General features: G+C 69.9%; 13 protein-coding genes and 2 riboswitches. Of the genes, 6 read left to right on the forward strand and 7 right to left on the reverse strand.

Annotated features, from left to right (window positions below; translation table 11 throughout):
- A complete protein-coding gene (locus ACV530_RS13475; RefSeq protein ID WP_494332646.1) occupies positions 1 to 672 on the forward strand; it encodes a response regulator in 672 nt (223 codons plus the stop codon).
- 33 nt (positions 673 to 705) lie between these two features.
- Entirely contained in the window at positions 706 to 1191 is a 486-nt protein-coding gene (locus ACV530_RS13480; protein WP_494332647.1) for a nuclear transport factor 2 family protein, read from the forward strand.
- Here ACV530_RS13480 and ACV530_RS13485 read toward each other — a convergent pair.
- The gene (locus ACV530_RS13485; RefSeq protein ID WP_494332648.1) at positions 1148 to 1639 is read right to left on the reverse strand and encodes a MarR family transcriptional regulator; all 492 of its coding nucleotides are present in this window, start codon (positions 1637 to 1639) and stop codon (positions 1148 to 1150) included. The two genes, ACV530_RS13480 and ACV530_RS13485, sit on opposite strands and share 44 nt — an antisense overlap.
- 89 nt (positions 1640 to 1728) lie before the next feature.
- Between ACV530_RS13485 and ACV530_RS13490 the strand changes: the two genes are divergently transcribed.
- Positions 1729 to 2601 (forward strand): alpha/beta fold hydrolase, encoded by an 873-nt coding sequence (locus ACV530_RS13490; RefSeq protein ID WP_494332839.1) that lies wholly within the window; start codon positions 1729 to 1731, stop codon positions 2599 to 2601.
- A 46-nt stretch (positions 2602 to 2647) separates the two neighbouring features.
- Here the strand turns inward: ACV530_RS13490 and ACV530_RS13495 are convergent, their stop codons facing one another.
- The 6 genes from ACV530_RS13495 to ACV530_RS13520 form a co-directional block, all read right to left on the reverse strand.
- Entirely contained in the window at positions 2648 to 3589 is a 942-nt protein-coding gene (locus ACV530_RS13495) for an aldo/keto reductase (RefSeq protein ID WP_494332649.1), read from the reverse strand.
- A 39-nt stretch (positions 3590 to 3628) separates the two neighbouring features.
- Complete coding sequence (locus ACV530_RS13500; RefSeq protein ID WP_494332840.1) at positions 3629 to 5209, reverse strand: MFS transporter; 1581 nt, start codon at positions 5207 to 5209, stop codon at positions 3629 to 3631.
- Between the two features lie 112 nt (positions 5210 to 5321).
- Positions 5322 to 6299, reverse strand: a complete 978-nt coding sequence (locus tag ACV530_RS13505; protein WP_494332650.1) for a M23 family metallopeptidase — start codon at positions 6297 to 6299, stop codon at positions 5322 to 5324.
- Between the two features lie 11 nt (positions 6300 to 6310).
- A riboswitch (cyclic di-AMP (ydaO/yuaA leader) is annotated at positions 6311 to 6466 on the reverse strand.
- Positions 6467 to 6503: 37 nt separating this feature from the next.
- Positions 6504 to 7709, reverse strand: a complete 1206-nt coding sequence (locus tag ACV530_RS13510) for a PP2C family protein-serine/threonine phosphatase (protein WP_494332651.1) — start codon at positions 7707 to 7709, stop codon at positions 6504 to 6506.
- A gap of 148 nt (positions 7710 to 7857) precedes the next feature.
- A complete protein-coding gene (locus ACV530_RS13515; RefSeq protein ID WP_494332652.1) occupies positions 7858 to 8061 on the reverse strand; it encodes a cold-shock protein in 204 nt (67 codons plus the stop codon).
- Positions 8062 to 8234: 173 nt separating this feature from the next.
- Positions 8235 to 9050, reverse strand: coding sequence for a DUF6227 family protein (locus tag ACV530_RS13520; protein WP_494332653.1), 816 nt, complete (start codon positions 9048 to 9050; stop codon positions 8235 to 8237).
- Between the two features lie 151 nt (positions 9051 to 9201).
- Here ACV530_RS13520 and ACV530_RS13525 point away from each other — a divergent pair, with 151 nt between their 5' ends.
- The 3 genes from ACV530_RS13525 (at position 9202) to ACV530_RS13535 (ending at position 12561) form a co-directional block, all read left to right on the forward strand.
- Positions 9202 to 9924 carry an SDR family oxidoreductase gene (locus ACV530_RS13525; protein WP_494332654.1) on the forward strand — a complete coding sequence of 241 codons (723 nt, stop codon included), beginning with the start codon at positions 9202 to 9204 and terminating at the stop codon, positions 9922 to 9924.
- 110 nt (positions 9925 to 10034) lie between these two features.
- A riboswitch (M-box (ykoK) riboswitch) is annotated at positions 10035 to 10208 on the forward strand.
- Positions 10209 to 10506: 298 nt separating this feature from the next.
- Positions 10507 to 12147, forward strand: coding sequence for an NRAMP family divalent metal transporter (locus ACV530_RS13530; RefSeq protein WP_494332655.1), 1641 nt, complete (start codon positions 10507 to 10509; stop codon positions 12145 to 12147).
- A 90-nt stretch (positions 12148 to 12237) separates the two neighbouring features.
- Complete coding sequence (locus ACV530_RS13535; RefSeq protein WP_494332656.1) at positions 12238 to 12561, forward strand: hypothetical protein; 324 nt, start codon at positions 12238 to 12240, stop codon at positions 12559 to 12561.
- The last annotated feature ends 37 nt before the right edge of the window (positions 12562 to 12598 follow it).

Genomic DNA, 12598 nt, shown 5'->3' on the forward strand with positions numbered 1-12598 from the left:
GTGAGTGATCCGGCCATTCGGCTTCTTCTTGTTGATGACGATCCGCTGGTACGAGCCGGGTTGCGGTTGATGCTCGGCGGTGCGCCCGACATCGTCGTGGTCGGCGAGGCCGGCGATGGCGAGGAGGTTGAGACGCTCGTCGAGGCCCTTGCGCCTGATGTGGTGTTGATGGATATACGGATGCCCTCGGTCGATGGCATTGCGGCCACGGCAGCTTTGCGGGCGAAGGAGCACGCGCCCGAGGTGATCGTGCTGACTACCTTCAACACCGACGACCACGTCGTACGGGCACTGCGCGCCGGAGCCGCGGGATTCGTGCTGAAGCACACTCCGCCGCAGGAGATCGTCGAGGCGGTACGGAGGGTGGTCGCGGGCGAGCCCGCGCTTTCGCCGGCGGTGATGCGGCAGGTGATTGCGCAAGTGGCCGGTGAGGGTGAGCAGTTGCGGCGGGCCGAGGCCAAGGCGGCGCGGGAGCGGATCGGTGCGCTTGGCGAGCGGGAGCGGGAGGTCGCCCTGGCGGTGGGGCAGGGGAAGTCGAACGCGGAGATCGCGGCGGAGCTGTTCATGAGCGTGCCGACCGTCAAGACGAACGTCTCGCGGATCATGGCGAAGCTGGGGCTCGGCAATCGGGTGCAGATTGCCCTGCTTGTCCATGATGCGGAGCGGGCTTGACCTCAATATTTGTTGAGGTTTCATGATCGGGGCATGACTTCTTCCCAGGAACTCCAGCAGCTCACCGACCGCCTCGCCATCGAGGACCTCGTCAACGGCTACCTCCGCTCCCTCGACGAGCGCCGCTTCGACCACGACGACGACTGGGCCCGCGCCTACTTCACCGACGACGCCCGCAGCGAGACCCCCATCGGGGCGTACGTCGGAGCCGACGCCCAACTCGCCTCCACCCGGCGCGGCATGGTGCCGTTCGAGCGGACCGTGCACTTCGGCTCGAATGTCATGGTCGATCTCGACGGCGACCACGCCTCCGTGCGCTGGAACCAGCTGAGCACGCACAAGCTCAAGGAAGGCGAAGGCCAAGGCGACGGCGACCGGGTGTTCGTCTCCGGCGGGTACACCGACGCCGACATGGTCCGTACCGCCGCCGGCGGCGGATGGCGCATGCGGCGGATGGTGCTGAACATCGCCTGGATCAAAGGGCAGCCGCCGGTCCCACCGTCCCACGGCTCCTACTGACCACGTCCCGCATACCCGTCAGGAAGCGGCGGACGATCGCGAGCTCGTCGTCGTCGAAGTCGTCCATCGCGGCGACCATTTCGTCGATCAGCGGCTTGAAGTACGCCCAGCCCATGTCGACCGCCCGCTTCTCGACGGCCAGCAGCACCCGGCGCCGGTCGCGGGTGTCGCGGGTGCGGCTGACCAGGCCGAGCTTCTCGAGGCGGTCGACCAGGGCCGTGGTGGAGGCGGAGTTGAGGCGGAGCTCACCGCCTAGCCAGCCGGGGGTGGCGTCGATGCCGGAGCGGGCGGCGTCGAGGAGGTGGATCAGGGCGCGTACGTCCGTCGGGTGCAGGCCGTTGTCGTCGGCGAACTCGGCGCCGAACAGGTCGAGTTCGATCATGATCGCCCGCAGGAGGTGGACCAGTCTCAGCGCGGGGTCGTCAACTTCCAGATCATCCATGGGCATCCGTTGTCCTCCGGGATATTATCTCGACGACCGAGAGAATCGGCCATCGAGTGAGTTTATCCGCTGGGGGAGAACGATGGGTGAACAAGATGGGTGAACAAGCGGCATTCCTCGACGCGTACGACGCCGTGCTGCGGAGCTGGCCGGGTGACGTCCGGACCACCGACGTAGCCGGCATATACGGCACGACCCGGGTGCACAGCACCGGACCGGAGGACGGCGTTCCGCTGGTGCTGTTGCCCGGAGGGCTCAGCACGTCGGCGGCGTGGTCCGCGAACGTGGGCGAACTCGCCCGTACGTACCGTGTCCACGTGGTGGACATCATGGGCGACATCGGGCGCAGCGTGCACGACGGACCGGCCCGGGTGCGCGGGGTCACAGATCTCATGGTGTGGCTGGACGAGCTGTGCGGGGCGCTCGGACTGACCGAGGGCGCACTGTGGTGCGGGCACTCGTACGGAGCCTGGATCGCGCTCAACTACGCGCTGTACGCGCCCCATCGGGTGCGGAGGCTCGCCCTGATCGAGCCCACCGGCTGCTTCGCGGGGATCCGCGCGCCGTATCTGCTGCGGGCGCTGCCCTCGCTGGTGCTGCCGAGTGCGGAGCGGAAGCGTGCGTTCCTGCGCTGGGAGTCGGGCGGCGACGGCGGCCTGCCCGAGGACCCGGCGTGGCGCGAGTTCCTGGACCGGGCCTCGGTGATGCGGCCGCCGAAGGTGCTCGTCCAGCGGCGTCCGGATCCGGCGGCGCTGGCCGCCTGCGAGGTGCCGGCGCTGGTGCTGCTGGCGGGGCGCAGCAAGGTCCACGACGTGAAGCGTGTGACCGACAGCGTCCAGCGGCTGATGCCGGACGCGTCGGTGCTCACGGTGGCGTCCGCCTCCCACCACTCCGTTCTCGGCGAGCGGTCCGACGAACTCAACGCACTGCTCGTGGAGTTCATGGTCGGCGAGGTGGTGTGGAGCTGACGGCGGCGTAGGGGGGTACGGGCCGTACCCCCGCCGTCTGTCGTCGTTACGCCGACGCCTCGGTCAGGCGCGCCACTTCCTCGTCGGTCAGCTTCAGGTCCGCGACGGCCAGCAGCGCCGGCAGCTGCTCCACGGTGCGGGCGCTCGCGAGCGGGGTCGCGACGGTGGGCCGGGCCGCGAGCCAGGCCAGGGCGACGGTGGCGACCTGCGCGTCGTGCGCGGCGGCCACCTCGTCGAGTGCGGCCAGCACGCGGTCGCCGCGCTCGGTCCCGGCGTACTGGCCCGCGCCCTCGGCCCGCGAGCTGTCCACGGTCGTGCCCGGGCGGTACTTGCCGGTGAGGAAGCCGGAGGCCAGGGACCAGTACGGGATGGCGGCGAGGCCGTGCTTCGCCGCCACGTCCGCGAGCGGGCCCTCGTAGGTGTCGCGGGAGACCAGGTTGTAGTGCGGCTGGATCGCGACGTACTTGGCGACGCCCGCGGAGTCGGAGAACTCCAGTGCCGCGGCGAGGCGTTCCGCGCTGACGTTGGACGCGGCGATCTCGCGGACCTTGCCCTCCTTGACGAGCTCGTCGAGCGTGGAGATGTACTCCTCGACCGGCACGGACGGGTCGTCGTAGTGCGTGTAGTAGAGGTCGATGTAGTCGGTGCGCAGGCGGCGCAGGGAGGCCTCGACGCCGGACCGGATGACGGCGGTGGACAGGCCGGGCTTCACCGGGACGCCGGCGCCGACCTTGGTGGCGATGACGATGTCGTCGCGATTGCCGCGTGCGGCGCACCAGTTGCCGATGATGGTCTCGGACTCGCCTCCCGAATTGCCCTCCTTCCAGGCCGAGTAGACGTCGGCGGTGTCGATGAAGTTGCCGCCCGCCGCGGCGTAGGCGTCGAGGACGGCGAAGGACTGCGCCTCGTCGGCGGTCCAGCCGAAAACGTTGCCACCGAGGTTGAGCGGGTGAACGGAGAGGGAGCCGATGTTGCGGTGAACGGTCATGGCTTCATGTTTCGTTGCATGATGCAGGATTGCCAGTGGTTATCGGACAGTCGGCTCCCCCGACCCCGGCCCCGGCCCCGGCTGCGTGTCCGTCGCGGTTTCCCAGACGCCGGTCGTGCCGACGGGCGGCAGCGGGGCAGTGGCCGTGAGCGGGTCCGGGCCCGGGTCCGGGTGGGCGGACAGCGGAGCGGCGATGTCCTCCAGGGAGCGGCCCTCGGCGCGGACGGCCAGAAACGCGGCGACGATGCCGGCCATGCACATCAGCGCGGCGCCGATCTGGAACGCCAGCACCGTGTCGCTGATGACGCCGCTGCCGGTGAGGTCGGCGAAGAGCAGCGGGCCGCTGATGCCGCCCGCCGCGGTGCCGATGGCGTAGAAGAAGGCGATCGCCATCGCCCGGGTCTCCGTGGGGAAGACCTCGGACACCGTGAGGTACGCGCTGCTCGCGCCCGCCGAGGCGAAGAAGAGGACGACGGACCAGCAGGCGGTCAGCGTGGTCGCGCTCAGATAGCTCTCGCCGAAGAGCCAGGCCGTGACGAACAGCAGGACGCCCGACAGCAGGAACGTCGACGAGATCATGATGCGCCGGCCCACCGTGTCGAACATTTTGCCGAGCAGCAGGGGGCCGAGGAAATTGCCTACAGCTATGCAGGCGAAGTAGTAACCGGTGTGGGCGGTGGCGATGTGGAAGAACTTGTGCAGGATCTCCCCGAAGCCGAAGGTGATGGCGTTGTAGAGGAACGCCTGGCCGATGAAGAGGGCGAGCCCGAGGACCGCCCGCCGCCGGTAGTCGGTGAAGACCGTGCGGGCGATGTCGCGGAAGCCGGTGCTCTTGCGCTGCCGGATGGTGATCCGGCCCTGGGCGGGGGGCAGGGCGGTGCCCTTCTCCGCCTCGATGCGCTCCTCGATCCGGTCGACCAGTTCCTCCGCCTCCTCGGCCCGGCCGTGGATGAACAGCCAGCGCGGGCTCTCGGGCACCTGGCGGCGTACGAGCAGGATGACGAGCCCCAGGACGACGCCGAGCCCGAACGTCACGCGCCAGCCCACGTTCCGCGGCAGGACGGCGGTGTCGAGCAGGAGTATCGACAGCAGCGAGCCCGCGACGGCGCCGATCCAGAAGCTGCCGTTGATGATCAGGTCGACACGGCCCCGGTAGCGGGCGGGGATCAGCTCGTCGACCGCGGAGTTGATGGCCGCGTACTCACCGCCGATGCCGAAGCCGGTGATGAAGCGGAAGGTGAAGAACCACCACGTGGAATAGGAGAGGGCGGTCAGCGCGGTCGCGCTCAGATAGACGGCGAGCGTGACCATGAACAGCTTCTTGCGGCCGAACCGGTCGGTCAGCCTGCCGAAGAAGAGCGCGCCGACGCAGGCGCCCGCGACGTACAGTGCCGCCGCCAGGCCCGTGACCTGGGCGCCGGTGATGGGCAGGCCGCTGCCGTGCTCGGAGAGACGGCCCGCGATGTTCCCGACGACCGTGACCTCGAGGCCGTCCAGGATCCACACCGTGCCGAGCCCGACCACCACGGTCCAATGCCAACGGGACCACGGCAGCCGATCCAGGCGCGCGGGCACAGAAGTGCTGATGGTCGCGGTCGTCACATGATCTGAGTTCCCGATCGCAGCCGGAACATTCGCGGCAAATTTCCGGAATGGAGGTGTGGCGGAAGGCCCACGGCGCACGGTCCCGGCCGTGAGCCCCCGCTTCGGCCACTCCCTGGGGACGCAGCCCTCAGGGGCGCAGGCCGCGGGCCCGCAGCCACGGGAGCGGGTCGACCGGGTGGCCGCCGCCCGGCCGGACCTCGAGGTGCAGGTGCGGGCCGGTGACATTGCCGGTCGCCCCGACGCGGCCGATGACGGTGCCCGCGGAGACCTTGCCGTGGGTGACGACCATGGACGACAGGTGGCAGAACCACAGCTCGGTGCCGTCGTCGAGGCGCAGCACGATGCGGTAGCCGTATGCCCCCGCCCACCCGGCGTGGATCACCTTGCCGCCGTGCACGGCCCGGACCGGGGTACCGGTCGGGGCGGCGAAGTCCGTACCGGTGTGGTGGTGCGCCCAGTGGTGACCGGACTGTCCGAAGCCGGCGGTGAGGGTGTACGAGGCGACAGGGAGGACGTACGTGCCGTGGTGCGCAGGTTTGTGCGGGTGCGCGGGCTTGTGGTGCGTGGCCGTCGCCGCGTCGCGGGCCGCCTGCTCCGCGTCCCGGGCGGCGTCCTTGGCGCCCTGGGCCGCTTGCTTCGCGGCCCGTTCGGCCTTCTCCGCCGCGACCTTCGCGGCGGCGGCCATCCGCTGGGCGTCCGCCACCGCGCGCTCCCGCGCGCCCGGACCGTCGGCCTCGTCGACGGCCCGCTGGAAGTCGGCCTGCTGGAAGTCGGTCTGCTGGAGGATGCGGCTCAGCAGCGCCTCGCCCGCGCCGTCGGTGTCCTGCGCAGTGGCGGTTTCGGCGGCGGTTTCAGGGGCGGTTTCGGTGGTGGGGTCCGGCGTGGATATCGCCGCCGACGGACGCTCCTGCGCGTTCGCCACGCCGCCGCTCGCCCCGACCGCCGCGATCATGCCGACGCCGAGCGCCGCACCGCTGCGGGCCATCGAGCCGCCGCGCTGTTTGGGGACGCGGTGCCGGCCGCGCGCGGGGTCGGCACCATCCTCGGCCCACGAGTCGTGCGGACCTTCCGAACTGTCGTCACCGACAGGCACGTTGGACGCCACGGGGAGCGCACTCCTTCCTTCCATCTCGCCTACCGGGTTAGCTGACGGGTTCGGAGCTGGAAGGTCTCCTACGGGCCGGGGTACGGCCCGATACACCCCAGGGGTTGGTGGTTCCCCGGTTCCCTTGTGTGTCCGTTGATGCCCACGGGATTCGGCGACGGCGCGCGGTGCCGCCCCTTATGGCGGTTGACGAACCGCACTGCGTTATCGAACGTTAATAGACATGGAGGGTGGAATCCAAGCCGAAAGCGTGAATTGGCCGTTCGCTTGGGAAGAGCTTGGAACCCTTCCGTTTGACTGGGCGTCAGACATCTTTCTGATCACGTGATGCCCCTCGCCGCGGCGGATCGCGAGCAGGGCCATGTCGTCCGCCGACTGCCCGCCCGTGTGCCGGGCGACATCCGCCGTGAGGTGGTCGAGGAGGGCGTCCGGACTCCTGAACTGCCGCCCGCGCAGCCGCTCCTGGGGGTCGTAGAAGACGCCCTCGGCATCGCGGGCCTCGGTGACCCCGTCGGTGTAGAGGAGCAGCGTCGTGCCCGGCGGGAAGGCCCACTCCTGGGTCTCGTCGGGCCAGGTGCCCAGCCCCGCGGTGCCGAGCGGCAGCGCGGGCGAGCGCGGTCGTGCCTCGCCGATCGTGCCGTCCGGGCGGAGCAGCAGCGGGGGCGGGTGGCCGCGGTTGAGCAGGCGCAGCAGGCCTGCGCCGGGCGGCACTTCGGCCAGGACGGCGGTGGTGAAGCGCTCGTCCTGGTCGGTGGCGGCACTCTGTGCGCCCTCCCGCTGCAACGCGTGCTCCAGGCGTGCCGCGAGCGCCTCCAGCGTGCGCTCCTGCTCGGCCGCCTCCCGGAACGCGCCGATCAGGACCGCGACGACCCCCACGGCGCCGAGTCCCTTGCCGCGGACGTCGCCGACGACGACCCGTACGCCGTGCGGGGTGTCCTGCACGGCGTACAGATCGCCGCCGATGCGGGCGTCCGCCTGGGCCGCGACGTAGCGCGCGGCCACGCGCAGGCCGCCGATCCGGGCGGGCGGGGCGGGCAGGACGGCGCGCTGGGCGACTTCCGCGATGCGGCGCGCGGAGGCGAGTTCCCTGCCGCTGCGGCGTACGACGTGGTTGATGCCGAGGGCGAGGACGGAGACGGTCGTGACGGTGGCGACCTCGGTCGCGTCCTCGCCGAAGCCGACGAACCGGTACCGGTAGACCGCCAGGACCACGGAGACGGTGATGGCCACCGCAGCGGTCCAAGCGGTGGCCCGGCGGGAGAGCAGGGACGCGGCGATGAGGGACGCGGAGGCGAAGAAGGGCGCGGAGGTGTAGTTCGGGGGCGTGAGGACGTCGAAGAACAGACCGCCGACGATCAGCACGGCGGGCAACCAGGTGGCTGCGCGCCAGGTGAGGGGGCCGGTGGTCACGGGTCCACCCTCGCCGGTGAGGGCTCGGTACGGCGACCGGGGTTGCGCCGGGCAGGGGTACGTACGACCGGGGGTACGTACGACGGGGGTACGTACGACGAAGGGGCCCGCACCGGTGAGGGTGCGGGCCCCTTCGGGGACGCGTGCGTCAGGCAGCGGTGATGTTCTCCGCCTGCAGGCCCTTCGGGCCCTGGGTGACGTCGAAGGACACCTTCTGGCCCTCGAGCAGCTCACGGAAGCCGTTGGAGGCGATGTTCGAGTAGTGGGCGAAAACGTCGGGGCCGCCGCCGTCCTGCTCGATGAAGCCGAAGCCCTTTTCCGAGTTGAACCACTTCACGGTGCCGGTAGCCATGTCTGTCTCCTTTTGAGGATGGGATGGGCACCGCACCGGAAAGGCCCGGAGAAACAAAAATGCGCCGTCGGCTACAGAACCGAGGCGCACACGAGTTCATGGGTACCACATTTGCAACTCGAACAACCGTAGCACAGGACGGCGGCCCCCCGTAGCCGCACAGTCCTCGACCGCTATAACTCCACGCCCAGGGCGCGGGCGCGGCGGTCCGCCGCGACCTCCGCCTCCGCCTCGTCGAGGTAGACCTCGCAGACGAGCCGCCCGTCGTCGGTCATGTTGTGCTCGAGCTCCCAGAGGCTGACCTCGCCCCCGCCCTCGAGCAGGAACGCGTGCTCGTAGAAGCGGCACCAGGTGGCATCGCGCCCGGGGCCGCGCCGGCGGGGCTTGGTGATCAGCGCGATGTGGTGGCCGAGCGCGCCCTGGAGGAGCTCGCTGACGACCTCGCCCGGCCCGTCCGTGTTCTCCGCCCGGCGCAGCAGCCGCCGGGCATGGTCGGGCGAGGCCTCGGACACGTACTCCCGGCGGGGGCGCCCGGGGCCCATCGCGAGCAGGAGCTCCTCGGCGAGCCAGGCGGGCAGCTCCTCGTCCTCGCTGCCGGGGCCGATGCCGCCGCCGATCCGCTCGTGGATGCGGCGCTCGGCCTCGTCGAGCGCGTCCTCGAGCGCGTACAGCTCGTAGAGGAAGCGTTCGTGCGGGCCGGTGTCGTGCTCCAGCTCGTACAACAGCAGGCTGCTGCCGTCGGCGAGCAGGAAGATGTGCCGGTAGGTGTTGCACTTGAGCGGACGGGCCTCGTCGTTGCGCTGGCGGTACGAGCGGAGCTCGGACTGGTGCATGAGCGCGGTACGCAGCCGCCCGAGCACCGCTTCGCCGATCTCGAACCCGTTCTGGGCCCTGCGCAGCAGCACGGCGACCTGTTCCGTGGGCGTCGGATCGGCGCTCCCCTGCGTTCCGCCCCTGTTCTCGCCCCCGCCCGCGTGCATCTGCTCCATGTCTCTCGACCTCCCGGCCTTCGCCACACCCACCCCGCGCACTTACCGTAGCGGCGCGGCCACCGGGCGGGGGTGGGGTTTCCACCAACTGACGCGAAGGGCCGGATGCGGTGAACGCGCGGCCGACGGACCCCGGATCTACAGTCGAATCATGGGTGAGGGGCTCATCGTCATCACCGGTGCGAGCTCGGGCTTCGGGGCGGCCTGCGCGCGGATGTTCTCCGACGACGGACATCCGTTGTTGCTGCTGGCGCGGCGCGTCGAGCGGATGGAGGCCCTGCAGTTGCCGAACACGCTGTGCCGGTCCGTGGACGTCGCCGACCGGTGGGCGGTGAGCAACGCGGTCACGGAGGCGGAGACCAGGTTCGGGCCGACGGACGGAATCGTCAACAGCGCCGGGGTGATGCTCACCGGCGATCCCGTGACGCAGGACCCCGTCGAATGGGACCGGATGATCGACATCAATGTGCGCGGCGTGCTCAACGGCGTCCACGCGGTGCTGCCCGGCATGTGCGAGCGGCGGCACGGCACCGTCGTCAACATCAGCTCGATCGCGGGCCGCAAGGTCGTCGGCATCAACGGCATCTACTGCGCGACCAAGTTCGCCGTGCACGCGGCCTCCGAGGCCATCCGCGAGCAGGCGGCCCCGTACGGCGTGCGCGTCACCGTGATCGCCCCCGGCTATGCGGACACCGAGCTGAGCTCCCACATCACCGACGAGCGGACCAGGAACGCCTACCAGGCCGAGGAGGCGTCACTGACGGGCGGACTGGCGGCGGACGACGTAGCGGAGGCCGTGCGGTACGTCTACCGGCAGCCGCCGAGCGTCTGCATCCGCGAGATCGTCCTCGCGGACACGGGACAGACGATCTGAGTACGCCCGGATACGCCCAGGTACGCCTTGCGGGTAAACGTCAAGCTTCCGTCAAGTAGTTGCGTCATTGTGCAAGTAAGGGTCTATGCTGCACATGGTTCGAAAAGCAGGAGGCACCTCGTTCGGTGAGGCGTCTTCACGGACACAGGCCACTGACCCCACGACGTCGAGAGACGCCCAGGTTCAGGACAGGTCTCCCCGGCCTAAGGGGTGACCCCAAGTGGCTTCCCCGACAAGGGGATTACGCCGTGGAGTGCCAAAGCTCTGACGAGTAGGGGTGAACCAGTCATCTGGGCTGGTCCGCTCCTTGCCGTGTCGTTCGGCGCCCGCGTGCGCCCCGGCCGGGAGGAGGCGAGAGATATGGATGGCAGTTGCAGTAGTCCGGGCCACAGTCGGCCCCGCATCCGTACGTCCTCGCTGACCTCCGGTACGCGGTAACCACCTTCCCTGCGCGCTTCTCGCGTCACAGATCTGATACCCGTGCGGCATCTGCCGCCTCGGGTGTTCGGCCTGCCCGCTCGCAGGGGGGATTGCTGCTGCGTGCCCCAAACCTCCCCCGACGGGGGACTCGGGAGGCTTGTCATGACCGACACGATCACTCCGCCCAGCTCGGCACCACGCGCCGCTGTACTGGACGACGCGCACATCGGAGACATCCGGGGCGCGCTCGGCACCATCAAGGTGGACGACACCGGCAACCGCAAGGGCCTGTCCGCCAAGTTCAAGACCCTGCTCGCGATCATCGGCCCCGGCCTGATCGTGATGGTCGGCGACAACGACGCCGGCGCCTTCGACACCTACGGCAACGCCGGCCAGAACTACGGCACCAGCCTGCTGTGGACGCTGCTGATGCTCGTCCCGGTGCTGTACGTCAACCAGGAGATGGTGCTGCGCCTCGGCGCGGTCACCGGCGTGGGGCACGCCCGGCTGATCCTGGAGCGGTTCGGAAAGTTCTGGGGCGCGTTCTCCGTCATCGACCTGTTCCTGCTCAACGCCCTGACAATCGTTACCGAGTTCATCGGCGTCACACTCGCGGTCGGCTATCTCGGACTGCCCAAGACGCTGAGCGTGCTGGTGGCGGCGGCCGTGGTCATCATGGCCGCGACCACAGGATCGTTCCGCCGCTTCGAGCGCACCGCGGTGCTGCTGTGCGCGGGTTCGCTGCTGCTCATCCCGATCTACTTCATGATCCACCCGAGCACCGGCACGATGGCCCACGACTTCGTCGTCCCCGGCATGCCGAAGGACTCCAAGCTCGCCGACGTGATGATGCTGATCATCTCGATCGTGGGCACCACCGTGGCCCCGTGGCAGCTGTTCTTCCAGCAGTCGTACGTCATCGACAAGCGCATCACGCCGCGCTTCATGAAGTACGAGAAGGCCGACCTGTGGCTCGGCATCGTGGTCGTGGTCCTCGGCGCCGCCGCCATGATCGGCTTCACCGCCGCGACCTTCATGGGCACCAAGGAGTTCGGCAACTTCACCGACGCCTCCGGCATCGCCCAGGGCCTCGAGGCCCACGCGGGCAAGCTGGCCGGCGTGCTGTTCGCGATCGCCCTGCTCGACGCCTCGATCATCGGCGCCTCCGCGGTGTCGCTGTCCACCGCCTACGCGCTCGGTGACGTGCTCGGCCTCAAGCACTCCCTGCACCGCGGGGTCCGCGGCGCCAAGGGCTTCTACGCCATCTTCGCCGGCGTCATCCTGCTCGCCGCGATCATCGTGATCATCCCCGGCTCCCCGCTCGGCCTGATCACCACCGGCGTGCAGACCCTGGCCGGCGTCCTGCTGCCCTCCGCGACCGTCTTCCTCCTGCTGCTCTGCAACGACAAGGCCGTCCTCGGCCCCTGGATCAACGGCCGCTGGACCAACGCCTTCACGTCGCTGGTCGTCGGCGTCCTCGTCACGCTGTCCATCATCCTGACCGCGTCGGTCGCCTTCCCCGACATCACCTCCGGCGCGATCTTCGACATCATGGCCGTCTGCGGCGTCGCGGGCATCCTGGCCGTCGGCTACGCGGAGATCCGCCGCCGCCGCAAGGGCTGGGCCCTCGCCGCCCCCGTCGACCGCACGGGCAAGGAGAGCTGGCGGATGCCGCCGCTCGAGGAACTGTCCGCGCCGGTCATGTCCACCGGTCGCAAGATCGGCATGGGCGCCCTGCGTATCTATCTGCTCGCCGCGATGATCCTGGTCATCATCCACGTCGTTCAGCTCGCGCAGGGCTGACGAGCCGGGGGTGGGACGGAGCGGAGGGTCGCCCTCCGTCCCACCCCCACCCACACCTTTTCTCTCAGGAATGGAAAGGAGGCCACCGCCATGCGCCTCTCGCACCGCCTGACCTGGCACGCCACCACGCGAGCCACCCGCAACGCCCGCAACGTCCACAGCGACACGGCCCCCGTGCACACCTGCCCCTGCGTCCGTCTCGCTCTGCACGACGACACCGAACGCGTCTACCTCCTGCACGACCCGCGCACCTGCCCGCGCGACATCGACCGGCACGCCGCCGCCTACGACCAGCGCGTCCATCTCGCGTACGTGCTCGCCCAACAGGGCCACGACGCACGCTGGCTGGCCGGGTTCGCCGATCTCCCGCTGCCCGCGGCGCAGCGCATCACCGAGGCCGCCGCGCACGTCTAGGCTCCGCCTCTCCCTTCCCTGTTTCTCCCGTCACGGA

The sequence above is a fragment of the Streptomyces sp. SX-6 genome (genome assembly GCF_059089585.1).